Source organism: Spirosoma pollinicola (assembly GCF_002831565.1).
GTDB classification, from domain to species: domain Bacteria; phylum Bacteroidota; class Bacteroidia; order Cytophagales; family Spirosomataceae; genus Spirosoma; species Spirosoma pollinicola.
In genome coordinates this window covers 7,123,874-7,147,600 of record NZ_CP025096.1, presented here as the reverse complement: position 1 = coordinate 7,147,600, position 23,727 = coordinate 7,123,874, and the positions used below count along the sequence as shown (strand labels likewise).

Below are 23,727 nucleotides of genomic sequence, written 5' to 3'. Positions count from 1 at the left end.
CCTGAAAATGCTACACGAGTAATGAATAATAGGTATGATGGTTCACGCATTTATATAGACAGGAATTATCCCGCGCTAATATCGTTAAGGGAGTAGGTACTTTGCCTGTATCTGTAGCCGCGTTGGGGGCAATAGTTAGTCCATTCACTCTACAACAACCTGTTTTTGTTTATGCAATTACTATACTCATACTTGCGTCATTACTGGGGTCTGCTTGTGCTGGCCTTATTTCTTGCCGCCATCAACCAGGTTTTCTCCTTACTTGATCCGTATATTTTTCGAAAGATTATTGACCAGTACGTCGTCAAGCCGGGCGGGAAACTAACGGATATTGGCTTCTGGCAGTTTTTGAGCGATGGGGCCGGTATCCTGATCTTGCAGGCGCTGGGTGTTGCGATGGTGAGCCGGATTGCCAAGAACTTCCAGGATTATTACGTTAATGTTATTACCCAACGACTGGGTGCCCGTCTTTACACCGATGGATTGCGTCACTCACTTGAGTTGCCCTATCAGGTGTTTGAAGACCAGCGGTCGGGCGAAACGCTGGGCAAACTTCAGAAAGTGCGGGCCGATGTCGAAAAGCTTATTCAGTCGTTTGTCAATGTGCTGTTTACGTCTGTTGTCGGAATTATTTTCGTCATGTGGTACGCCACAACGGTCTACTGGCCAATAGCACCCGCTTATTTTCTGACTATTCCATTGCTGGGTTTTGTCAGCTCATTGCTGAGTAAAAAAATTAAAGTCGTTCAAAAGACCATCGTGGCCGAAACAACGGCTCTGGCTGGCTCAACTACCGAAAGTTTACGCAATATCGAACTGGTAAAAAGTCTTGGTCTGGCCCAACAGGAAACCGAACGGCTGAACGCCACAACAGACAAAATTCTGCGTCTAGAACTGAAGAAAGTGAAGTATATCCGCTCGCTTTCATTTATTCAGGGTACGTTTGTGAATTTACTTCGCAATGCAATCATGTTGCTCATGCTGTTTCTGGTTGTTCAGGGACGCATCACGGTGGGTGAGTTCTTCTCGCTCTTTATTTATTCCTTCGCCATCTTCGGGCCCTTGCAGGAACTGGGTAACATCATTAACGTATACCGGGAAACGGAAGCGTCGCTGGCTAATTTTCAGCAGATTCTCGACACGCCCCGCGATGTAAAGCCCCTTCATCCGCAAGCCATTAATAAAGTTCAGACTCTTGCGTTTGAAGACGTTCGTTTTAAACACCTTACGGCAAACCTCCCGGCACTCGATGGTATTTCGTTTACGGCAAAACTCGGCGAAACCATTGCGTTTGTCGGCCCATCGGGTTCTGGCAAAACAACACTGGTGAAACTTTTGGTGGGTCTGTATCAGCCATTAGCTGGCCAGATTGAATACAACGGCATTCCTGGTTCGGAAATTGACCTGGACGAACTGCGGGAGCAGATCGGCTTTGTCACGCAGGATACGCAACTATTTGCCGGGACCATTCGCGAGAACTTACGTTTCGTCGCACCCCAGGCAACGGACGAAGAATGTTTACTGGCCTTGCATCAGGCTGCCGCCGATACCTTACTTAACCGCGCTCCGCAGGGGCTCGACACGGTTATTGGCGAGGGTGGGGTAAAGGTTTCTGGCGGAGAGAAACAACGCCTGAGTATTGCCCGCGCTTTGTTGCGTAAACCAACGTTGTTGGTATTTGATGAAGCTACATCGGCACTTGATTCACTGACCGAGGAAGAGATTGGCAAAACGGTGCGCCAGCTTTCGGGCTCTCGTCAGCACATCACCATCCTGATTGCCCACCGGCTAAGTACGATCTTACACGCCGACCGAATCTTCGTGCTCGAACGCGGTCACATTGCCGAACAGGGCGCCCATGCTGATCTGCTGGCTCAAAAGGGATTGTATTACGCCATGTGGCGGCAGCAAATCGGCGAGCGGAAAGAGGTTTCGGTACCGGTACAAAAAACGCTGTCAGTCAATTAGTTTTCATCTTGCAGGGTGTAGGCAGTCTGGCGCGGGTTTGAATCCGCGCCAGATGAAAAAAAGTCTAAAAGTCCTTTATGTCTTTTAGTGGTTTATAGGCGTTCCGGCCCTGTACCGCCTTAACTACTTCACCCGAGCAAACCCGGCAGAGGTAGACAATTTCGACAGACCATCCACGGTCAACATTGCCAACTGAGAGACTGATTTGTGTTCTGGGGGTAAGCCAAGCGACGTTTCTTGTATCGCCTAAAAATGAAGCTTTTCCACGCCCGTATTTTTCTGTTAATAAAGACTCGAAATCGGTAGCTGCAGCAAGCACATCATCTTTTGTAATGGAGGCTGTTGAATAATAGAAGTAGGATGCTGAATGCAGCGAATCGCCGTTGAAATCGTATTCCAGCCCTACTTTACGATCTGCAAGCGGTAGTTGCGAATAAATCAGCTTATCCTTTTTAGTCGAATAAGGCTTCACTGTTTCGGATTCTTTAACTTGTTTAGGCCGATATCCCCAGCGAACACTGCGGAAATCAGGAGCTTGTTGGGCGTAAATCTCCCCAACGAACAATAGTAAAATTGTAATTATCGATATTCGGATTTTAAAAGGCGTCACTCGTTGTTCGGGTTGATTAGCTTGTAAACCTGCCAGAGTATATGGATGTTTCCGCAAGCCTGGCAGAAATAGACTAGCTGGTTAGGCCATTATGCCTTTCACCAGTTTCCCTTCTACATCCGTTAACCGGAAGCGTCGTCCCTGAAATTCGTAGATGAGCTTTTCGTGATCGACGCCCAATAAGTGTAGTAACGTTGCCTGAAAATCATGCACATGCACAGGATTTCGAACAATATTGTAGCCGTACTCATCGGTTTCGCCGTAGGTAATACCGGGTTTTATACCCCCGCCTGCCATCCACATCGTGAAGCATCGCGGGTGGTGATCGCGGCCATAATTGTCTTTTGTTAGTTTGCCCTGCGAGTAATTAGTACGGCCAAACTCACCGCCCCAAATCACGACGGTGTCATCCAGTAAACCGCGTTGTTTGAGGTCCTGCACCAGAGCGGCCGACGCCTGATCGGTGGCTTTGCATTGCTTGGTAATGCCCGAGGGCAGGTTTCCGTGCTGGTCCCAACCCTGATGATAGAGTTGCACAAACTTCACGTCGCGCTCCAGCAATCGCCGGGCCATCAGGCAATTGGCGGCAAACGTACCCGGATTGCGGGACTCGGGGCCATATAGGTCAAATACCCAATCGGGTTCGTTCGACAGATCATTCACATCGGGAACGGACGTCTGCATCCGAAACGCCATTTCGTACTGAGCAATGTGATTGGCCACTTCGGGGTCGCCATAAATTTCTTCCTGAACCTGGTTTAAATCCTTAAGCGCATCGAGCATAGTACGTCTGTCGGCCGTGGTATAGCCGCCGGGGTTGCTCAGGTAAAGCACCGGATCGGTACCCGACCGAAACTGTACACCCTGATGCCGGGAGGGTAGAAACCCATTCCCCCACAACCGGGCATACAACGGCTGATCTTTGGGCGCATCATTCGAAACAAGAACGATGAAGGCGGGCAGGTTTTCATTCGCGCTCCCTAACCCATAACTCACCCAGGCACCAATACTAGGTCGACCGGCAAGTTGGTTTCCCGTCTGGAAAAACGTCAACGCCGGGTCGTGGTTGATCTGCTCCGTGTACATGGACTTTATGAAACACAGCTCATCGGCCACTTTTGCCGTGTAGGGCACTAGTTCACTCAACCACGCCCCACTTTTACCATGCTGGGCAAATTGAAAGGGCGAACTCACCAGCGGAAGCGCCGATTGCTGAGCGCTCATGCTCGTTAATCGTTGCCCCTTTCGCACCGATTCGGGCAGGTCTTTGCCATGCATTTGTTTTAAATACGGCTTGTAGTCAAACAATTCCAGTTGCGATGGTCCACCGCTTTGGCACATATACACCACCCGTTTGGCCTTTGGCGGACGATTCGGAGCCGTCAATGCCTGTTGAGCATTGGGTGTAGAGAAAAGGTTTTGTGGCAATAAGGCACCTAACGCCATTGAGCCTAAGCCCAGCGAAGCCTTCGTCAGAAAAGACCGCCGGTTGAAGGTGTCGGCCAGATGTTGCGCTAGTTTCTCACTCATTGCTGGTTATGTAGTACCGACCGTCCCGGTCGGGCGTTTATTCAAGTATTTCTCTCCCGACCGGGACGGTCGGTACTACAAAAAGTAAACTAATGCTTCGTCACGAAGGCTTCTGAGTTCATAACGGTGCTGGCAACAACCGCGCCTGCGGCTAATCCCGGTTTATCAAAATTAGCACCTGGCGTATGCTCTCCAGCCTGAAGCCACCCCTTCATTTTTGCCGGGTTTTTCCTGAACAACTGGTATTCCTGTTCATAAAGCCGGGTCAAAATGGTCAGTTCTTTGACGGTCGGTTTGCGGCTGGTCAGCAGGCGAAATACCTGCGTGAGTTGGTCGGGTAACGTTTTTTGCTGCGTAAAGGCCCGCTCGGCTACGACTTCGGCGGCTTCAACAAACTGCGGGTCGTTGAGTAAAATCAGGGCTTGTAGCGGTGTGCTGGTTTTCTGCCGCTGCACCACACAGTAGCTGCGCGAGGGTGCGTCGAACGTATTCATAGACGGGGGCGGATTCGTCCGTCGCCAGAAGGTATACAAACTCCGACGGTACAAACTTTCTCCCTTGTCAGGCTCATAGGTCGTGTTATTTACAGCCCACAAGCCTTCGGGCTGGTAAGGTTTCACACTTGGACCACCCATTTTTTTGGATAGGAGTCCGCTTGCTGCCAGCGCATTATCCCGAATCATTTCGGCAGTTAACCTTGACATAGGGCCACGCGATATCCAGACGTTTTCGGGGTCTTTCTGTAAGCCATCGCGCGTAGCGCGGGACGACTGCCGATACGTAGCCGACATAACAATCAGCTTTTGCATCGCTTTCATATTCCAGCGGTCTGTAGCGCTACCGTTCCCCTCCCGAAACCGAACGGCCAGCCAATCGAGTAATTCGGGGTGGGTGGGTAAGCCGCCCTGATTTCCGAAGTTGTTCGCCGATTTCTGAATGCCCGTTCCAAAGTACGTTTGCCAGTATCGGTTAACGACCACCCGAGCCGTCAGCGGATTATTCGCGTCTAGCAGCCACTTCGCCAGACCCAACCGGTTGCGGGGCAAATCTGGGGAGAAGGGCAAAACGCTGGCAGGTACATCGGGTTGTACCTGAGCTGAGTGAGCGTCATAAATGCCCCGTTTGAGGATGTAGGTGGGGCGGGGCTTTTTCATGTCCTCCATCACCATAATTTCCGGAATGGCTTCCACCAGGCTATTCCGCTCGGCGCGTAGTTTCTGCAAGGCCGTTTGATGCTCCTGATAGGCCGTTGAGAGGTGACTGAAATAATATTGCTTCATCGGGTCGCCTTTCATGGGGCTTACCTGCTGAACGGACTGCGCCAGCGCCTGAACTTCCGGGGGCGTCAGGGTGCGGTTATACACCACCAACTCATCGACCAGCCCTTTTTTGAAACCGGGGCCCCGCATATCGGCTCCCACCATAAGGCCGGTTTGTTTTCCGGTAAACAATATGTCTTTGTAAAGATTGTCTTTCTCCGTAATCATAGCCGTTTCATGGCCATCTACAAATAGCCGAAGCCCATTCGCCTTGCTCGAGCCGTCATAGGTCATGGTCAGATGGATCCATTTGTCTTTGGGCAATACCTGCCGACTAACGCGCACAATGCTGTTATAGGGCCACGTATGGGCCATTAACACTTCTGCTTTATCGTCTCGAAGATTAAGGAAATAGCCCCGGAAATTATACAGAATATCGCCATTACCTTTGTGGACGAGAGCCGCTTTGGAAACCCCTTTTGGGATGTTGACCCACACCCCAATCGAAAACGGTTGTGAGCGATTATAAATGCCTGCATTCCCAAGGGTTAGAATATCATCGCCGTTGGATTGGAAAGCATTGCCCAGCTTGCCCGGAACCAGAACCGGGTCAAGTACCTTACCGCTGTCCTTGACACTTATCTCGTTCACGAATCGCCCGTGAACCAATTTGTCGAACTTGAAATGCGCTTGTAAGCCCTTTTTTGGGTCGAACGCTACCGAACTGGTTTGCGATTGCCATTGGTCAAACGCCTTTTGTTCAGCCTTTACGGTTTGCTTCAGGCCGGTTTCCGTTGCTTTTATTTTGGTGTCCATAAAAGCCAGTATACTATCCTGCTTTGGCTGTGTTAGGAGCATGGTTGGCACCGGCATGGCGTCGTCCCAGGAGATCTGCCCGGCTTCGTCGACGTTGTTGAAAAACGCGAACAGGCTGTAGTAATCTTTTTGAGAAATAGGGTCGAACTTATGATCGTGGCAGCGGGCGCACTCGACTGTAAGTCCCATCATGGCGGTACCGAGGGTGTTGGTCCGATCGGCAACGTATTCGACCCGGAACTCTTCGTTAATGATACCGCCTTCCATATTCTGCGAATGGTTTCGGTTGAAAGCCGTGGCCAGTCGTTGTTCGGGGGTGGGGGATGGCAGGAGGTCGCCCGCCAGTTGCCAGGTAAGAAACTGGCTAAACGGACGGTTTTTGTTAAACGACTGAACAACCCAATCCCGCCAGGGCCACATGGGGCGATAGCGGTCAACGGTGTAGCCGTGGGTATCAGCATAGCGGGACAAATCCAGCCAGTCGACGGCCATTTTCTCGCCATAATGAGGAGAGTGCAACAGCCGGTTAACAACCGTTTCGTAGGCAGTGGGGGAGGTGTCGGCCAGAAAAGCGTCTGTCTCGGCTACGGTTGGCGGCAGGCCGGTGAGGTCGAGGGATACCCGGCGCAGGAGGGTTTCCTTATCGGCTTCGGGCGAAGGTTTCAATCCCTTCTCCTCCATTTTACTCAGCGTAAAATAGTCAATCGGGTTTTTGGGCCAGCGGGTATCGGTTACAACGGGTAAATCGAGTTGTTTGGGCTTAATCAACGCCCAGTGTGGTTTATATTCTGCGCCCTGTTCAATCCATTTAATGAGGATCGCTTTTTCGTAGGCAGACAGCACCCGGTTCGATGCTTTGGGCGGCATCATGTCGTGTTCATCCGCCGTTATGATGCGATGATACACTTCGCTATTGGCTAGGTCGCCGGGGACGATGGCGTGCTTTCCTTTCGCTTTTTTCAATGCCGCCATAGCCCCTTCGGGTGTGGCTAATTCAAGTCCGGCTTTCTGGCTGTTCTTGTCTGGTCCGTGGCAGAAGAAACACTTGTCGGAGAGAATTGGCTTCACGTGCAGGTTATAATCAACCGTTTCGGGAAGTTTATCGGCTAACTGGACAATCTCGGCGGGTTTATCGACGCCACAACTTTGCAGAAGTATACTCACGCTCAGGCACACGATGCCCGTTATCCAATGGATACGTCGATAAATCACCTTTATGATGCCCAGTTGTGTTATCATCTTCTGTGAAAAAGCAAATGGAACGCGGATTGAACGGATGGTACGGATTTTTACGGATAAAAAAGGAGATCTGTTTTTGATCCGTGTAATCCGTACCATCCGTGTTCCTACTAAACACCGCTATTTCAGAAACTTACTCAAATTGTCTTTGGTAACCAACTGAAACGGAACAAGTGTCTGTTTCTCATACGGTTGCCCTTTTGCTGCTTTGATCGCCGTGTCGATGGCTTTTGAGCCCTGTTGTTCGGCATTCTGAAAAACGGTAGCGTCCAGCGTCCCTTTTTTAACGGCCTGTAATGCGTCGGGAATCGCGTCGATACTCACCACAATGACTTTGTCTTTCATACCCGCATCGGTCAGGGCTTTTACGGCACCGAGGCCCATTTCGTCGTTATGGGCAAAGACCGCGTTGATCTGCGGCCCAAAGGATTGAATCCAGTTTTCCATCAATGACATGGCCTTCGCGCGGTCCCATTCGCCGGTCTGGTTGGCAAGGAGCTTGATGTTTGGGTATTGCTTCAGGATTTCGCGGGCACCCTGTTCGCGTTTCAGTTGGGCTGCCTGCCCCATGTAGCCGTCCATCATCACGATATTTCCTTTGCCGCCCAATCGTTCGGCAATGTATTTCATCGCGATCCGCGCCGATTCTACATCATCGGAACCAACAAAAGCCGACGGTTTCGCACTTGTCTCCGAGTTGACATTGATGATGGGAATCTTAGCCGCCAATGCCTTTGCCACCGCCGGAGAACTGGCTTCTACTTCACAGGGATTCATGATGATGGCATCGACCTTTTGCGCAATAAAACTCTCGACCTGTTCCACCTGCTTCAACGCCGACCGTTCTGCATCGACGGTAATAAGTTCGATACCGGCCTCCTGCGCTTTCTTCGTCATTTCATCATTCACATTAACGATAAACTCGTTTTGCATACTGAGCATGGTGACCCCCACCACGAGTTTTTTACTGCCATCACCTTCGCTCTTTTCGGACGATGGGGATGGGTTACAACTTGTGAGCAGAATGGCGAGGGAAAGGGTAGCGATACTGAAGGTTAGTGAAATACGTTTCATATTGGCTTTTAAGTTGTACCAAACAGCTTCTAGCTGTTTTTGGCGAAGTCTATAGAAAGAGCCTCTTTAACGCAAACAGCTAGAAGCTGTTTGGTACATAATTTACCCTTTGTTTGTCTGATTCATGCTATCCAGTACCACCGCGCCAATAATAATGGCTCCCATCACAACTTGCTGGTAGTATGAAGTGACGTTGAGTAAGTCGAGGCCATTGCTGATGACACCGATTAATAACGCACCGAGTAAAGTGCCGGTTATGGTTCCGGTGCCGCCCGAGGTGCTGGTGCCGCCAATGATGGCCGCAGCAATGGCATCCAGTTCAAAACCGGTTCCGGCGTTTGGCTGTCCCGTTGTAATACGCGATGTCAACAGGATTCCGGCTAATGCTGCCAACCCGCCACAAAGCGTATACACGACCATTTTGACCTTATTCAATTGAATGCCGGATGCTCTGGCGGCTTGTTCGTTGCCCCCAACGGCATAAATGTATCGGCCCAAAACGGTCCGTTTCAATACAATGGAGCAGCCAATAAACAGCACAATGAGGATGATGATCAACGTGGGTACGCCCAGGATTTTGCCGCCACCCAAGAAGTTGAACGAATCTGACAGATTGGATATTGGCCGCCCTTTACTCAGAATAAGGGCCAATCCCCGGCCAATTGTCATGGTTCCCAGCGTAACAATAAATGGCGGCACTTTACTACGGGTGATGATAAACCCGTTGACCGCACCGAAGAGTAAACCCGACACTAATCCTGCGAGCAAAGGAACGGCCACGGGATAGGTATCCGGATGGGCGAAGGAGGCTGCCACCACGCCCGTTACGGCCACCATCGAGCCTATCGACAAGTCGATGCCACCCGCTATAATGACAAACGTAACCCCGAAGGCCAGCAGGGCATTGATGGAAACCTGTGTGACAATGATCATCAGGTTTTGCACCGTCAGGAACTTCGGCGTTATAGTGGTAAGCGTGAGGCAGATCACGATGAAGGCAATAAGAAGCCCGTACTGACCAATGCCCCGGATGCGTGCTTTGTATGAATTTTCAGGTTTTGATAAATAAGACGTAATACTGTTCTTCATTGAAAGTGGGTAATGATGTATAGATTAAGGTTGCATCGCGTAGTGCATAATCATTTCCTGTGTAGCGTCGGCCCGGGAGAGCATCGCGGTCTGCTTCCCTTTCGACAGCACCAGCACCCGGTCGCTCATACCCAGTATTTCGGGTAGCTCCGACGAGATCATGATCACCGCTATACCTTTGGCCGTCAACTGATTGATTAGTTTATAAATCTCGGCTTTGGCCCCAACGTCGATGCCTCGGGTTGGTTCGTCGAGGATAACCAGGTCTGGATTAGAAAGAAGCACTTTACCAATAATTACTTTTTGCTGGTTGCCGCCACTCAAAAACGTCACCTGTTGCTGTTGGCTGGACGCTTTAATTCGTAGGTCGGCCATCATCGATTCGGTCGTTGCCGACTCGCTTTTGGGTTGAATAAAACCGCCCCGAACATGCTGTGGTAAGCTAGATAAGGTGATGTTGTGCCTGACCGATAAACGGGGGATAAACCCGAAAGCTTTCCGGTCTTCGCTCACATAGCCAATGCCCTGCCGAATAGCGTCGTGCGGAGACTGTATGTCTGTTTTCTGGCCGTTCAGGTAAATTTCGCCACTTGTCAGGCGATCTAATCCAAAAATGGCGCGGGCGATTTCAGTGCGTCCGGCACCCATCAGACCCGCAAGCCCAAGCACTTCTCCGGCATGAACAGTAAAGCTTATATCAGAAAATTTACCGGCGCTGCTAATGTCTTTTACCGATAGAATCTCTTCGCCTTTTTTACTGACCGTATCCGGGAACAGCGTATCAAGTTCACGGCCAACCATCAGCGTGATTAGTGAACGGGCGTCAAGTTCCGAAGCGGCTTTGGTTGCAATGTATTTCCCATCTCTCAACACGGTGATGGTATCGGAAATAGCGAAAATCTCGTCCATCTTATGCGAGATATAAATAATCGCGACTCCCTTGGTTTTAAGGTCGTTAATGATGCCAAACAGGGTTGCCACCTCATGGTCGGCGAGGGCTGAGGTTGGCTCATCCATGATAATCACTTTGGCGTTATTCGAAATGGCTTTGGCGATTTCAACCATTTGCCTTTCGGCCACGCTCAGGGACTTCATTTTGGCTGTGGGCTGTATGTGTAACCCCATCTGCTCCAGCAGTTGGCCCGCTTGCTGCGTAATTTCCCGGTCGTTTAACCAGCTAAACAGGTTGGTTTTTGTTTCTCGACCCAGAAAAATGTTTTGAGCAACAGTCAATTCCGGAACCGCCAGAATTTCCTGATGAATCATGGAGATACCCTTCTTTAGTATATCGTGGACGTTGCTGGCAGTTAAGTCGTTTCCGTCAAAAATGATTTCGCCGGAGTCTGGTTTGAGGAGCCCGATCAACAACTTCATGAACGTGGATTTACCTGCCCCGTTTTCGCCCATCACCGCGTGAACTTCGCCCTGTTTAAGGCTTAACTGAACATTATCCAGCGCTTTTACACCCGAAAATGATTTCGTGAGTCCAGATACCCTGAGAATATACGCCTGATCGACACCCATACCTGATAAAAAGGCTTTTGCTGCTAAGAGTTAAACGGGGAATAATTACGTTAAACCTGCCCGTAACTCCGGCAATACAAGGCGTTTTGTGTCGATTTTTACCCGTACTTTGTCGTCTTATGGAATTGTTTATTACCTCGTTAAATTCGGGCAGCAACGGTAATTGTTATTACGTTGGCAATGAGCAGGAAGCTGTTTTAATCGACGCGGGCATCTCGTGCCGGGAAACCGAACGAAGAATGGCCCGGCTCGGCCTGTCGATGCATACCGTAAAAGCTATTTTCGTTTCTCACGAGCATGGCGACCACATTAGAGGTATTCCTCAACTGGCCAAAAAATATCAGTTGCCGGTTTATATAACTCCCGGCACCCTGAATAATTCGGGCTTGCCGCAACTGGGTTTTCCACTGCGCCCGTTGCGGGGCTATGAGCCTGTTTGGGTTGGCGAGCTCTGCGTTACGGCTTTCCCGAAGCGGCACGATGCGGCCGATCCGCACAGCTTTATTGTGGCAGGACGAAATACGGTCGTGGGCGTATTTACCGACATTGGTGCCCCCTGCGAACACCTTATTCACCACTTCAAGCAATGTCATGCGGCCTTTCTGGAGGCTAATTATGATGAGGAAATGCTGGAAAAAGGGCGGTATCCGTATTTCCTGAAGAATCGAATCAGAGGGGGCAACGGACACTTATCCAATCAGCAGGCTCTGGATCTATTCAAGACCCATAAACCTGCTTTCATGAGCCATATATTGCTGTCGCACCTGTCGAAAGACAACAACTGCCCCGATCTGACAAAGGAGCTATTCTCCCTCCATCGGGCTAATACCGAGGTTATTGTGGCCTCCCGCTTTGAAGAAACGCCGGTTTATTCCGTTAGGGCGTAAGGGGTGTCCGGCGCGGGTTTGGGCTTCTGGCGCGGGTTTGAACCGCACAGGCGGCCCTGCCGTGCCTTTTCATGAAGTCAGTATTCACTGACGCAAGCGAACCGGGGCGCCGGACCGGCTTGCTTTATTCGAAGGCACGGCAGGGCCGCCTGTGCGGTTCAAACCCGCGCCAGAAGCCCAAACCCGCGCCAGTTAACGTCGTTCATATTCCACAAAATCAAAAGCAGCGGCATGGCGCTCGTCGATGGGGTGCGGGTGTCGGCTAACTTCGGTCCACTCGCTTTTGTCGAAAGCTGGGAAATAGGCGTCGCCTTCATAAGCCTGATGGATTTCGGTCAGGTAAAGCGTTGTGGCAATGGGCAAGGCCATTTTATAGATCTCGGCTCCACCAATGACGAATATCTCGTCGGTGGCACCGACCGCTTTTTTTGCTTCCGTAATCGCATCATCAAGGGTGTGTACGACAGTAACACCAGATGCGATGAAATCCGGGTTGCGGGTAATGACAATATTCGTGCGATTGGGCAGCGGTTTGCCGAGCGCATCCAGCGACTTTCGACCCATTATGATAGGGTGATGGCTAGTCTTGCGTTTGAAGAACGCATAGTCGTCAGGCAAATGCCAGACCATATCGTTATTGCGACCGATAACGCCGTTTTGTGCAACGGCAGAAATTAAACTGATTTTCATAATTTAAAGAGCGAAAGAGTGAAAGAGCAAAAGAGTGGTTAGCGTGCTACAATACGCTCTTTCATTCTTTCGCTCTTTCACTCTTTGTTTTACGTCGTTCCATCAACTCCCGCCAGGTTGTTACAATAATTCCTTCCTTTTCGACGAATGCCTTTAGAGCAGGGTCCATCATGGCCAGCATATCGCCTTTGCGGGATTGACCGGAACCGCTTATCTGATCGAATATTGGCGTTGGAGCGGTACAATGCATAATTATGTATGTCAGACCCGGTTTTGCTGAGTTGAGGAGTTCAATGAACTTTTGGGTTTTGTTTTTCTGGATGTTCGCGTCGGTAACGGGTGTGCCGGTGGGCAGGTTCCAGCCGTAGCTTGTACCGTCGAGGTCGTCCAGAACAGGCAGGCCCGCGTCCCACAGTTGCTTGCCAACTTGCTGAGCGAGTTGTTGCATCTGAACGGGTACGTTATTGGCTTTAAAGATCAGTGTAGCATGGCCAGCCGGAAACAGCACCGGAATTTTTTCTTCGATGGCTACTTTCACATAGCGCATAATGAATTTAGGTTCAAAGAGCGTGCCCATATGCGAATCCATATGGGTCGGTTGTACGCCAAACGCCCGATACCGCGCCAGTTGAGCCCTGATTTCAGCTTCTACTTCATCGGCAGATGCGTGCTCAACGACCTGCGCCACCGAATGCCAGAAAGCACCCTGTTCATCGTACAAGCCGGGTGCTTTATCCCGTCCCACCAACGGTGACCATCGGTAATTGTTCCACTCCGACGTGAGCGTCAGGTGAACGCCCGCATCGACGGTTGGATGTTGTTTGAGGTAATCGAAAAATTGCGGCACCCACCCGCAGGGCATCATCACGCTGGTCGAGTTGGCAATACCTTTATCGAGCGCGTTCATGGTGCCCACATTCGATTCGTAGCTCATCCCGGCATCATCGACGTGAAAAATAACAACCTTCTTTCCTTTCGGGAAGCCCAGTTTCTCGGCATAGGTTTCGGTTTGGGCAAGGCTTGTCAAGTGGCTAAGCGTGGTCAGGAAAAGACAGTAAAGGAATAGTTTCATGCGTGGATGGTTTGGGAAAAGTTATACTAATCAGAAAGCGATTGCTATTTAGGAATAGGCCATAATTTTCCCTGCTGATATAATTGAAAACTTTGCCTGATATACGCCTGCTGTCCAGAAGGGAACTGAGACACAACAAAGGTTTCAAAATCATCAAATAGGGCGTTCGCCACTCGGGAGTAAGCTTTATCCGTCTGCCGATTCAACGCAGCTCTTTCATAAACACCCTGCGTTACATAACGATATGTCTGTTCATTAATCTCGCGGCTGAGAAAGTTGAGCAAGTGTTTTTTTAAGTCCTCTACTACGTCGTCCGTCATATTCTTACGATTCGTGATGAGTTCGTCTCGTTCCAGAAAGTACAACTCAATTGATTTTTTCCCCCTCTCTGTTTTCGCATCAATTGTTCCGTTGGGCCGAAAAATGAGATGCTCGTCAGGATTGTCTAATTCGGGATTGAGCAGTAATGGGTGTTCGGCAAGTAATATCGTCTTGTCGGCACGGCAACAGTCGCTTATGGGTAAGCCATTATTAGTAAGGGTAGGCACTGAAACGCGGTTGGCTTCGTCCTGTAAGGGAAAATTATGTAGCTTTCTACCATTACATTTTTCGCAACTTAAAACGAGGTTACTCCATTCGTATGCCAGCCAATAATAACCTTCATGGCCAGGAACATCTTTAACACCAGCTTTAGGGCGGTAATGATCTACGCGCAACGATGCTCCGGCTGATTCATGCGTTTCACAATAACCACATTTATGACTGTATATTCTTCGTAGCGTTTTAATCGTACTGTCACGATAGTAATACCCGCTGAAATTGTGTGTGGCTTTTTCTGTAAGTGCTTTTTGTTGCTGTGCCTGGCACGACTCACTGACAAGCCCCGTAGGTGGAGCGTCGAAATCTTTTTGTACGCGAATCATGCAACTTATTCCTGAAGAAGGGCTGGATATTGAGAAGGATCGTTGTCAAGTTCGCGAAGTTGTTTATCTATGGCATCGTTGGCTACTACTTCGTCATACGTATCTTCCGTTCTTAACTTTCCTATATCCTCATTCGCGATTGGCCTGATCGTGTCCATATCGAAAATTGGCGAGGTCAGAATAGAATTAGGTAGCAAATTGGCTACGTCTATGTCTATGCGCTCAACCGTAATGCCCTTCTCTTTAGAACGGTCTAATTTTAGAAAAACCGAGTTTTTAGGTGCTCCGAGAATGGGAATAACGCTGTGGGTAGCAGCAATAAATTGGATATTGGGAAAGACCTTTGATAGTAAAGTAGGTAATTGATACTGCCATTTGGGATGTAAATGATTTTCCAGTTCGTCAATCAGCACGATACCTGCCAGTTCACTCAACTGGTTGACATGAGGTTGCTTTCTAATGAACCGAATCAATAAATCACCTATTAAACCGATGATACTTCGGAAGCCAGCCGCTAACTGATTGAATGGGACGGGGTCAAATGTAGTTGTTTCATCTTCTTCTGCTTGCTCTACATATAGCACTTCATAATCGTCCTGCTCATTCTTTCGCACTATGATGTCAGCCAAATTAGGAATTACTGCTTTGAATAGTGCTTTAACCTGATCTAAACGTACATTATTTTCCAGATGCCATTCGATAAGCTTGCTTTCGATATTAAGCAGAATTCCATCTGGATTAAATAAACCATACGTCGTAGTACTTTTTTCTGCTACTTCGTTCTGGCTCATTTTGGATTGAATTTGCAAGCGAGAGGGACCGTAGCAGGCTAGGTATTTAAAAGAATAAAAGCCATTATCATCTTTTGGCCATAAATTATTAATAGTATTACTGTTATTGTTGATAAACTCTATACCTATGAACGGGTAGTCAAAAGGGCCTTTCTTTAAACTTACTATATCATTATGCAAACCACACAATCCGACTGCAATAGCACGTAAGAATGTGGTTTTCCCAAAGCCATTCTCTCCACTAATAAAAACCCAATTTGTGTCAATCGGGATATTTTCTACCCGACTCTCAATGATATCTTGAGCGTTAATGATTACGATCTTTTTAATACAAAACGGTAAACGCCGATTTTCCTCATTATAAATACTAGTAGAAGGTTCTGTAATGAGCACAGGATTCATGGCTTTGACTTGTTTCATTCGTCAATTTACAACAATATCAATTTACAATTTATTCCCCCGCAAAAACTCCTCAGCCGTCATGCGTCGTTTGCCTTCTGCCTGTAGCGCGTCAATTTGCAACCAGCCATCTTCTGCCCGCACAAGAATAATTTTTTTATTGTCAGAATACGCTTCGGCAGGCTCAGCGGCAAAAGGGGACTCATTGGCCAAAGACACCGAATAAACCTTGAAAACCTTTCCGTTGATTTTTGTCCAGGCCGCTGGGTAGGGCGACAGGCCACGCACAAAATTCCGAATCGTAATCGCCGGTTGATTCCAGTTGATTTCGGTGGATTCGCGGCTGAGTTTCGGGGCGGGTTTAAGATCGTCGGCGCTGGGCTGGGGCGTGCGCGGATACGCACCCGCTTCGATGGCGTGAACCGTTTTTAGCACCAGATTAGCCCCGCGCTCCATCAGCCGGTCGTGAACTGTTCCGGCATTGTCATCGGGGTAGATGGGTTCATAATCCTGAAAAATCATCTGGCCAGTGTCAATCTCTTTTTCAATAAAAAAAGTTGTAACACCCGTCTCGGTTTCTCCGTTAATAATAGCCCAGTTGATCGGCGCTGCCCCCCGATACTGGGGCAATAGTGATCCATGTAAATTAAAGGTGCCAATTGTGGGCATTGACCAAACGACCTCGGGCAACATTCTAAAGGCAACGACAATCTGTAAATCAGCCTGATAGCTGGCTAGTTGTTCCAAAAAAGCAGGGTCGCGTAATTTTTCGGGTTGAAGAACCGGTAAATTGACGGCTTCGGCGGCTTTTTTAACGGGCGATGGCGTAAGTTGTAGTCCACGACCGGAGGGACGGTCGGGGGCGGTAACAACCGCCACAACCTGACAACCGGCGCCAAGCAGCCGTTGCAGGCTGGCAACGGCAAAATCGGGCGTACCCATAAACACAATGCGAAGCGGCTGAGGCATGAATCAGTAAATCGTTTTTTAAGTGGGTATATAGCTATTTGTTGATATAGCCGTGAAGTATTTTTACTTTTGTATCACAAAACGCGTTACTCCGAACGCTTTGTAACAGAATATGACCGGCCAATAACTGGCTTAACCAATGCGACGAATAAGTTATTATATGCCTAACCCGAGCGCTTCGGAAACCCGACTGCGACTCTGACGCGTCTGCAAAGAAAACCAATTTGGTTGCAGAACGGTCAGTGTACCGTTCTTTTTGTTTTTAAGGAGCACACCAATGCATTACGAATAACGAGTAAGTACTAAAATATTATGGCAAAGATTTCATATTACACAGAAGAAGGACTCAACAGACTCAAAGCCGAATTGGTTGAGTTAAAAACGAAAGGACGGACTGCCATTGCGCATCAAATTGCCGAAGCACGCGATAAAGGGGATCTCAGCGAAAACGCCGAGTACGATGCGGCAAAAGATGCACAGGGCTTACACGAACTAAAAATATCGAAACTCGAAGAGGTTCTCTCGAATGCCCGTGTTCTCGACGAATCGACCATTGATACTTCACTCGTGTCGATTCTGTCGAAAGTCAAAATCAAGAATACGAAAAGCGGAGCCGAAATGCTCTACACGCTGGTTTCTGAAGAAGAAGCAGACCTGAAAGCTGGCCGGATTTCGGTAGGTTCTCCCATAGGAAAAGGGTTGCTCGGCAAGCGCGTTGGCGATACGGCCGAGATTAAAGTACCGGCTGGCGTACTCGAATTTAAAGTAATGGAAATTGCCCGGCAGTTTGAGTAAAAATTGGATAATGTAAAATGGATGAGGACGGGTAGCGTCTAATTATCATATTACATTATCTATTATCCATTTTACATTATCCATTAGTTATGCCGTCTATTTTCTCCCGAATCGTTGCTGGTGAGATTCCAGCCCACAAAATTGCCGAAACGGACGATTATCTGGCTTTCCTGGATGTCATGCCGACCACAACGGGGCATACGCTGGTTATCCCTAAAAAAGAAGTCGATTATCTATTCGATCTGGATGACGACCTCTATATGGGCCTCATGGCGTTTGCTAAAAAGGTGGCTCCGGCTATCGAGAAAGCGGTTCCCTGTAAGCGTATTGGCGTGGCGGTGGTGGGTCTGGAAGTGCCACATGCGCACGTTCACCTTATTCCGCTCAACTCTATGGCCGACATGAATTTTAACAATAAAATGAAGCCAAGTCAGGATGATTTAACCGTAACAGCAGCGAAAATAAGGAGTTTCTTGTAAGAACTTTTTTATGCCAGAAGGCCGCGATGAAACAGATAATCCTGTTTCATCGCGGCCTTCTGGCATTTGTGCACTTGTACTTACGCTACCGCACTTTCCAGCGTTTTGACCACACCTTTAGTCAGCAATAAATTCAGGTCTTTGGCAACGGCGTCGCTGAAACCCGGCAGGGTCGTCAGATCGGTTTGCCAAAGTGTTTTGTCTGACAGTACACTTTGCACAAACGTTTGTACCGTTGCCGGAGCGCGCTCTTTTACGGTTTTCCAGTCACCATAAAAATACCCGGCTTTATCGTCCTGAATTGGGTAGTTAAGACTACCTCCACTTGCCAGGGCAATTTCGCCGAAAAACTGTCCATGTTCTTCCCGAACCACTTTCATGAAAAGCAGGTAAGCAGCAAAGCCCAACGCCATCAGTTTGGGTACCTCATGGGTTTGTTCGTAATACCGTTGCAGCGTAGCTACATTGCGAGCCTGCATTTTGGCGGTTTGTTGCAGCGAGATTTTAAGTAATAAATGATCGAGGTGAGGGTTGCGAAACCGATCAAGCACATCGTTGGCAAACTGCGTCACGGCGGCTTTATCCATACCCGGAATGTCGTAATGGGGTACTGTCGGCACAATTTCGTTAAGCATCAACGACTCGATAAACTTGCTCATAGTCGGGTGGCGCATTTCGTCGGCTACCGTTTCCAGTCCTAACAAATAGCCCAATGGCATAGTGAGTGTATGCGTGCCGTTCAGCACCCGAAGCTTGCGCTCTTTATAAAAATTGATGTCTTCGTCAATAATTATCTGAGGGCTGGATGGGCCTGCAAAGGACAGAGTTTCCCGAACGCGGTCGTCGCCCTCAATGGCCCACAGGTAGTAAGGCTCGGTGAAGGTGAGCAACGAATCTTCATAGCCAACCTCCTGCTGCAATATTTTCTGGGAATCGTCTGTTGGGCGGGTAACGATGCGGTCGACGAGCGAATTACAAAACCGAACGTGGAACTTTAGCCATTTGGTAAACAACTTGCCCAACTCATTGAATTGCGCCAGCCGTTCAACGGCATCGCGTAGTTTCAGCCCGTTGTCGGTTACCAGTTCGGTTGGAATAACAACCAGCCCTTTGGCTTTTGACCCGCCAACGCTACGGAAGCGCTCGTACAGAAATGACGTTAATTTCGCCGGAAATGACTGAGGTGGATTCTGGAAAATGCTTTCTTCAACGTAGTTCAGCCCAATTTCGGTGGTATTGGAAACGATGATCTGTAATTTAGGATTTCGGGCCAGCTTCAGCACTTCACTCCATTGGGTTTGGGCTGCCAATACCCGACTAATGGCCGATACTATCACATTCTCGGTAACTTCCTGTCCTTGCTGAAAACCCCGAACAGCAACCGTATACAGGTTATCCTGTTCTGAAAATTCATCAGTCTGACTATCCGTCGATTTGACAACAACTATGGAGCCCTCGAATCGACCTTCATTATTCGCTTTTTGAACCAAATAATCGGGTAATCCGCGTAAAAGAACGCCGGTACCGAATTGCAGAATCTTTTCGGGAAAAACGGGAGCGGGGTGGGTCGAACGGGTTAATTTAGCCATGGTTGGATGTGCGTCAAGCGGGTCTGCGGTCATCGGTCAGACAGGTTTACTATTAACAGAAAGTGAAGATTTGCACTGGTTAGTCATAATTCAGCAATAATACGAACTACATCGTTAACCTAGCGGCTATTTTATCGAAAGAGCTATTATCAATAGCCCGCTGATTCTTATGGTCTCTGCAATTTTTCATGTTTTAATTCAATAAAATGACTGATTCCCCCTTAGATTTAGACAAAAATCACTGTAAATACTGGCGATCATAAAAATCAGCGATCTATAGCTAATGAGCATTTCTTTTGGAAATCGGTAGGTGACTGAGCAATAAATCGTTGCGAATTTCACGAACATAAAAATCGGGCCGACCTTTATCGCTTCAATTTGCCGGAAGTGTCGCCACTTGCCAATGTCTCGACCTCGGCAATAGTTGACAGATTTACGTCGCCTGAAATAGTATGCTTTAGTGCCGAAGCTGCTGTACCAAATTCTATTGCTCGTTGCAGGTCGTTAAAGGTGAGTAGGCCATAAATCAACCCGGCCATATAAGCATCTCCTGTACCAATCCGATCTGTGATGGGGTTTATATCATGTATTCTTGATTTATAGACGGTTTCGCCATCGAACAATTTGGCCGACAGTTGATTGTGCGATGCGCTGATGGATTTTCGTTTGGTATCGGTAACGTAACGCACATTCGGAAACCGTTTCATCAGTGCCCGCCCCGATTCCTGAAAGGTGCTGCCCACAACACCATATAGTTCAGAGAACAGGTTTTTACTACCTAATACCAGGGTACAGCCTGCGGTGAGAGCGGGCATAATTTCCTGGGGTGTTCGGCCATACTGCCACAAATTGCTGCGGTAAACAATATCGGTTGAAACCGGAACGCCCAGCCGGTTTGCGGTTTGGATGCCCGCCAGCAAACAATCGGCGGCACCCTGCGAAAGGGCAGAGGTGATGCCTGTCCAGTGAAACCACGAAGCACCCGCCAGTATCGACTCCCAATCAATGTCATCAGGACGAATACGTGCGAAGGCCGAATTGACCCGGTCATAAATAATTCGGCTAGCCCGACTACCGGCGCCCGTTTCCAGGAAATAAAGGCCCAATCGTCCATCCCCGTAGCGTATATGTTGCGTATCAACAGCATACTTGCGCAGATAACCCGAAGCCGCCCGCCCAAGGGCATGGTCTGGGAAACGGGTTACATGAGCCGCCTGTAAACCAAACTGAGCCAGGGATACGGCTACGTTGGCTTCGGTGCCGCCGAAGTGCATATCCAGCGTGTCTGTTTGCGCAAACCGCTCAACACCGGGAGGACTTAATCGAAGCATAACTTCGCCAAAAGTGACAATTTTCATGGGTACGATGAATGTCTAAAAACAAGGTAAGAAAGCGTAATTACAGTTTTTTGTCGATACTATAGTCGCTCATTAACTCCTCGGGTCGTACCGGCTCCAGCTTTGGTAAGACCATATGGATAATAACCAGCGCGATCAAATACGAACAGCTGGCAATAATGAACATAGGTAAATAGCCAAACGCAGTAATGATACGTCCCGCCAATAGTGCCAGCAAGATACCACCCACGGCGCCAAACATACCACCAATTCCGGTTACGGATGCAACCACATTCTTCGGAAATAAGTCTGATGCGAAGGTATACATATTGGCTGCCCAGCCCTGATGAGCGGCTGTTGCCAGCGAAATGAGTGCAATAGCAACCGTTAAGCTGCTGGTTTTGGCTGCAAAGAATATGGGCACTACACAGAGCGCACAGATGAGTAAGGTCGTTTTGCGGGCCCGGTTGGCCGACCAGCCCCACCGCATAAACTGGGTGCTGAGCCAGCCAAAAAAGACACTACCCGCATCAGAAACGATGTATATGATCAGGAAAGGAACGCCGAAACTGTTGAGGTCGAGTTTTTCGTCGAGGGCATCATTTGAGTTAAAAAAATCGGGAAGCCAGGACATATAGAACCACCAGATGGGGTCGGCCAAGAACTTTCCCAAGGCAAAAGCCCAGGTTTGTTTATAGCCTAACAATCGCCCCCAGGACACCTTAATGGGAACAATTTCCTCTTTATCCCGCCGAATGTAGGCCAGTTCTTTGGCCGAGAGCTGGGGACTTCTCTCCGGCTTTCTGTACATAAACCACCAGAAAATCAGCAAGCCAAACCCCAAAACGCCGGTAATCAAAAATGAACTTCGCCAGCCAAAATGCAAAATCAAATAGGGAACGACCAGCGCCGTCAGGATAATGCCCACGTTGGTGCCGGCGTTGAAAAGCCCACTGGCAAACGAGCGTTCGCGTCGGGGAAACCAGTCGGCTATGGTTTTTACCGACGAGGGGAAATTAGCCGCTTCACCCAAACCCAGCAATGCCCTCATCCAGCGGAGGCCAACAATGGTATTAATAGAGGCCGTGAGCACGGCGGCAACGCTCCAGAGCAGGATACCCAGCGAAAAACCTCGCCGGGTGCCAACACGGTCAATGATCCAGCCCATAAGTAGAAAACCAATCGCATACGCAAATTTGAACGCTGCATCAACGTCGCCATAGAGTACTTTAAATCGATCTGTAGCTTCTTTAGTTAGTATGGCATCAGGGGCCATATCAAGCATGTCTTTCCGAAAGATTTCATCTGTCATCGTGAATGACAGCACTTGCCTATCTATATAGTTTATCGTCGTTGCCAGAAAAAGTAACGCAACAATTCGCCACCGGAAGCGGCCAGAAGGGGTTGGCATTTGTAAATCAGATAGGAGATTTGGGGAGAAAAGGCAGGATAGGTGCTTTTTTACTAACCAACTAACTCGATTATGCTTGAACAAACCTGGCGGTGGTTCGGTCCAAATGACCCCGTATCGCTCAACGACATACGGCAGGCAGGTGCCACCGGTATTGTAACGGCCCTGCATCCTATTCCAAATGGGGAGGTATGGACGCTTGATGAAATCATCAGCCGTAAGGCGCTGATAGAAGCGAAAGGGCTGACCTGGTCGGTAGTGGAGAGTATTCCGGTACACGAGGGTATCAAAACCCGATCGGGCGATTTTCTTCGATACATTGACAATTACAAAGATTCGATTGTTAACTTGGCGAAAGCGGGTATCGACACGGTTTGTTACAACTTTATGCCAGTACTCGACTGGACCCGGACGGATCTCGACTTTCCCATGCCCGACGGATCTACGGGGTTGCGCTTCGATGCCACCGAATTTGCCGCTTTCGAGCTTTATATTCTCCAGCGGCCGGGCGCTCAGTACCTCTATAATGAGGAGCAAAAGCGCAATGCACGCGCTACGCTCGATGGCATGACCGATGCCCAGGTGAAGCGCCTGACACGCACGATCATTGCGGGATTGCCCGGTTCGGAAGAAAGTTACACCGTTGAAAAATTTCGCGATGCGCTGGATGCCTACAAAGACATCAGCGACCGCGAGTTGCGCCAGAATTTGTATGCCTTCCTGCGCGAAATTGTGCCTGTGGCTGAATCAGTAGGGGTTCGACTGGCTATTCACCCCGACGATCCACCGTATCCTATTCTGGGACTGCCGCGCGTAGTGAGTACAGAGGCCGATGCCCGCGCGCTGTTGGCCGCTGTTAACTCGCCTGCCAATGGGTTGTGTTTCTGTACCGGTTCGTATGGGGTTCGGGCAGATAACGACCTGGTAGGCATGGCAGACAGATTAGGGGCAAGCATTCATTTTGTTCACCTCCGTAGCACCCAACGTGATAGAGATGGCAGCTTTCAGGAAGCGAATCACCTGGAGGGCGATGTGCCTATGGCGGGGGTTATGCGGGCGTTACTTGCCGAACAAAAAAGGCGTCAATTAGCTGGCCGACCCGATACCCGAATACCTTTTCGGCCAGACCACGGCCACCGGATGCTGGATGATTTAACCTCAGGGAAACGGACGAACCCTGGCTACACGGCCATTGGTCGCCTGCGCGGTCTGGCCGAATTGCGTGGATTGATGGTAGGCTTGTCGGCGGTCGAGTAGCTGGGAGACAGGCCCGTTT

19 protein-coding genes are annotated in these 23,727 nt (G+C 49.1%); 5 read left to right on the top strand and 14 right to left on the bottom strand.

Annotation, left to right across the window (positions count from 1 at the left end; translation table 11 throughout):
* Positions 1 to 171: 171 nt before the first annotated feature.
* Complete coding sequence (locus CWM47_RS30105; RefSeq protein ID WP_100992278.1) at positions 172 to 1,968, top strand: ABC transporter ATP-binding protein; 1,797 nt, start codon at positions 172 to 174, stop codon at positions 1,966 to 1,968.
* A gap of 64 nt (positions 1,969 to 2,032) precedes the next feature.
* Here CWM47_RS30105 and CWM47_RS30100 read toward each other — a convergent pair whose 3' ends face one another.
* The 6 genes from CWM47_RS30100 to CWM47_RS30075 form a co-directional block, all read right to left on the bottom strand.
* Positions 2,033 to 2,578, bottom strand: a complete 546-nt coding sequence (locus tag CWM47_RS30100) for a hypothetical protein (RefSeq protein WP_100992277.1) — start codon at positions 2,576 to 2,578, stop codon at positions 2,033 to 2,035.
* An 81-nt stretch (positions 2,579 to 2,659) separates the two neighbouring features.
* Positions 2,660 to 4,108 carry a DUF1501 domain-containing protein gene (locus tag CWM47_RS30095; protein ID WP_100992276.1) on the bottom strand — a complete coding sequence of 483 codons (1,449 nt, stop codon included), beginning with the start codon at positions 4,106 to 4,108 and terminating at the stop codon, positions 2,660 to 2,662.
* Between the two features lie 89 nt (positions 4,109 to 4,197).
* Positions 4,198 to 7,422 carry a DUF1553 domain-containing protein gene (locus CWM47_RS30090; RefSeq protein WP_100992275.1) on the bottom strand — a complete coding sequence of 1,075 codons (3,225 nt, stop codon included), beginning with the start codon at positions 7,420 to 7,422 and terminating at the stop codon, positions 4,198 to 4,200.
* Positions 7,423 to 7,542: 120 nt separating this feature from the next.
* Positions 7,543 to 8,496 (bottom strand): sugar ABC transporter substrate-binding protein, encoded by a 954-nt coding sequence (locus CWM47_RS30085; protein WP_100992274.1) that lies wholly within the window; start codon positions 8,494 to 8,496, stop codon positions 7,543 to 7,545.
* A gap of 102 nt (positions 8,497 to 8,598) precedes the next feature.
* Positions 8,599 to 9,585: an ABC transporter permease gene (locus tag CWM47_RS30080; protein ID WP_100992273.1), complete on the bottom strand. Its 987-nt coding sequence runs from the start codon at positions 9,583 to 9,585 to the stop codon at positions 8,599 to 8,601.
* Positions 9,586 to 9,609: 24 nt separating this feature from the next.
* Positions 9,610 to 11,109: a sugar ABC transporter ATP-binding protein gene (locus CWM47_RS30075; RefSeq protein ID WP_100992272.1), complete on the bottom strand. Its 1,500-nt coding sequence runs from the start codon at positions 11,107 to 11,109 to the stop codon at positions 9,610 to 9,612.
* Positions 11,110 to 11,228: 119 nt separating this feature from the next.
* Here CWM47_RS30075 and CWM47_RS30070 point away from each other — a divergent pair, with 119 nt between their 5' ends.
* Entirely contained in the window at positions 11,229 to 11,996 is a 768-nt protein-coding gene (locus CWM47_RS30070; RefSeq protein ID WP_100992271.1) for an MBL fold metallo-hydrolase, read from the top strand.
* A gap of 192 nt (positions 11,997 to 12,188) precedes the next feature.
* On the opposite strand, the gene CWM47_RS30065 is transcribed toward CWM47_RS30070, so the two are convergent.
* From CWM47_RS30065 to fmt, 5 genes are all read right to left on the bottom strand, one after another.
* Positions 12,189 to 12,686 (bottom strand): dihydrofolate reductase, encoded by a 498-nt coding sequence (locus tag CWM47_RS30065; protein WP_100992270.1) that lies wholly within the window; start codon positions 12,684 to 12,686, stop codon positions 12,189 to 12,191.
* A 61-nt stretch (positions 12,687 to 12,747) separates the two neighbouring features.
* Positions 12,748 to 13,758 carry a polysaccharide deacetylase family protein gene (locus CWM47_RS30060; protein ID WP_100992269.1) on the bottom strand — a complete coding sequence of 337 codons (1,011 nt, stop codon included), beginning with the start codon at positions 13,756 to 13,758 and terminating at the stop codon, positions 12,748 to 12,750.
* A 44-nt stretch (positions 13,759 to 13,802) separates the two neighbouring features.
* Positions 13,803 to 14,681 carry an HNH endonuclease gene (locus CWM47_RS30055; protein WP_100992268.1) on the bottom strand — a complete coding sequence of 293 codons (879 nt, stop codon included), beginning with the start codon at positions 14,679 to 14,681 and terminating at the stop codon, positions 13,803 to 13,805.
* Between the two features lie 5 nt (positions 14,682 to 14,686).
* Complete coding sequence (locus CWM47_RS30050; RefSeq protein ID WP_100992267.1) at positions 14,687 to 15,892, bottom strand: AAA family ATPase; 1,206 nt, start codon at positions 15,890 to 15,892, stop codon at positions 14,687 to 14,689.
* Between the two features lie 24 nt (positions 15,893 to 15,916).
* The gene (fmt, locus tag CWM47_RS30045; protein WP_240625526.1) at positions 15,917 to 16,840 is read right to left on the bottom strand and encodes a methionyl-tRNA formyltransferase; all 924 of its coding nucleotides are present in this window, start codon (positions 16,838 to 16,840) and stop codon (positions 15,917 to 15,919) included.
* A 312-nt stretch (positions 16,841 to 17,152) separates the two neighbouring features.
* On the opposite strand from fmt, the gene greA reads away from it, so the two are divergent.
* Positions 17,153 to 17,635 carry a transcription elongation factor GreA gene (gene greA / locus CWM47_RS30040; RefSeq protein ID WP_100992266.1) on the top strand — a complete coding sequence of 161 codons (483 nt, stop codon included), beginning with the start codon at positions 17,153 to 17,155 and terminating at the stop codon, positions 17,633 to 17,635.
* Between the two features lie 89 nt (positions 17,636 to 17,724).
* Positions 17,725 to 18,114, top strand: a complete 390-nt coding sequence (locus CWM47_RS30035) for an HIT family protein (RefSeq protein WP_100992265.1) — start codon at positions 17,725 to 17,727, stop codon at positions 18,112 to 18,114.
* 80 nt (positions 18,115 to 18,194) lie between these two features.
* Here the strand turns inward: CWM47_RS30035 and CWM47_RS30030 are convergent, their stop codons facing one another.
* From CWM47_RS30030 to CWM47_RS30020, 3 genes are all read right to left on the bottom strand, one after another.
* Entirely contained in the window at positions 18,195 to 19,703 is a 1,509-nt protein-coding gene (locus tag CWM47_RS30030; protein ID WP_170069461.1) for a tagaturonate reductase, read from the bottom strand.
* Between the two features lie 365 nt (positions 19,704 to 20,068).
* Positions 20,069 to 21,061: a sugar kinase gene (locus tag CWM47_RS30025; protein ID WP_100992263.1), complete on the bottom strand. Its 993-nt coding sequence runs from the start codon at positions 21,059 to 21,061 to the stop codon at positions 20,069 to 20,071.
* A gap of 40 nt (positions 21,062 to 21,101) precedes the next feature.
* Complete coding sequence (locus tag CWM47_RS30020) at positions 21,102 to 22,451, bottom strand: MFS transporter (RefSeq protein ID WP_100992262.1); 1,350 nt, start codon at positions 22,449 to 22,451, stop codon at positions 21,102 to 21,104.
* Positions 22,452 to 22,523: 72 nt separating this feature from the next.
* Here CWM47_RS30020 and uxuA point away from each other — a divergent pair, with 72 nt between their 5' ends.
* Entirely contained in the window at positions 22,524 to 23,708 is a 1,185-nt protein-coding gene (gene uxuA, locus CWM47_RS30015) for a mannonate dehydratase (protein ID WP_100992261.1), read from the top strand.
* Positions 23,709 to 23,727 lie beyond the last annotated feature (19 nt).

Excerpts from the sequence above, each read along its gene's own strand:
- CWM47_RS30105 (WP_100992278.1), top strand. The coding sequence starts at position 172 with ATGCAATTACTATACTCATACTTGCGTCATTACTGGGGTCTGCTTGTG.
- CWM47_RS30095 (WP_100992276.1), bottom strand. The coding sequence starts at position 4,108 with ATGAGTGAGAAACTAGCGCAACATCTGGCCGACACCTTCAACCGGCGG.
- CWM47_RS30090 (WP_100992275.1), bottom strand. The coding sequence starts at position 7,422 with ATGATAACACAACTGGGCATCATAAAGGTGATTTATCGACGTATCCAT.
- CWM47_RS30085 (WP_100992274.1), bottom strand. The coding sequence starts at position 8,496 with ATGAAACGTATTTCACTAACCTTCAGTATCGCTACCCTTTCCCTCGCC.
- CWM47_RS30080 (WP_100992273.1), bottom strand. The coding sequence starts at position 9,585 with ATGAAGAACAGTATTACGTCTTATTTATCAAAACCTGAAAATTCATAC.
- CWM47_RS30075 (WP_100992272.1), bottom strand. The coding sequence starts at position 11,109 with ATGGGTGTCGATCAGGCGTATATTCTCAGGGTATCTGGACTCACGAAA.
- CWM47_RS30070 (WP_100992271.1), top strand. The coding sequence starts at position 11,229 with ATGGAATTGTTTATTACCTCGTTAAATTCGGGCAGCAACGGTAATTGT.
- CWM47_RS30065 (WP_100992270.1), bottom strand. The coding sequence starts at position 12,686 with ATGAAAATCAGTTTAATTTCTGCCGTTGCACAAAACGGCGTTATCGGT.
- CWM47_RS30060 (WP_100992269.1), bottom strand. The coding sequence starts at position 13,758 with ATGAAACTATTCCTTTACTGTCTTTTCCTGACCACGCTTAGCCACTTG.
- CWM47_RS30055 (WP_100992268.1), bottom strand. The coding sequence starts at position 14,681 with ATGATTCGCGTACAAAAAGATTTCGACGCTCCACCTACGGGGCTTGTC.
- CWM47_RS30050 (WP_100992267.1), bottom strand. The coding sequence starts at position 15,892 with ATGAAACAAGTCAAAGCCATGAATCCTGTGCTCATTACAGAACCTTCT.
- fmt (WP_240625526.1), bottom strand. The coding sequence starts at position 16,840 with ATGCCTCAGCCGCTTCGCATTGTGTTTATGGGTACGCCCGATTTTGCC.
- greA (WP_100992266.1), top strand. The coding sequence starts at position 17,153 with ATGGCAAAGATTTCATATTACACAGAAGAAGGACTCAACAGACTCAAA.
- CWM47_RS30035 (WP_100992265.1), top strand. The coding sequence starts at position 17,725 with ATGCCGTCTATTTTCTCCCGAATCGTTGCTGGTGAGATTCCAGCCCAC.
- CWM47_RS30030 (WP_170069461.1), bottom strand. The coding sequence starts at position 19,703 with ATGGCTAAATTAACCCGTTCGACCCACCCCGCTCCCGTTTTTCCCGAA.
- CWM47_RS30025 (WP_100992263.1), bottom strand. The coding sequence starts at position 21,061 with ATGAAAATTGTCACTTTTGGCGAAGTTATGCTTCGATTAAGTCCTCCC.
- CWM47_RS30020 (WP_100992262.1), bottom strand. The coding sequence starts at position 22,451 with ATGCCAACCCCTTCTGGCCGCTTCCGGTGGCGAATTGTTGCGTTACTT.
- uxuA (WP_100992261.1), top strand. The coding sequence starts at position 22,524 with ATGCTTGAACAAACCTGGCGGTGGTTCGGTCCAAATGACCCCGTATCG.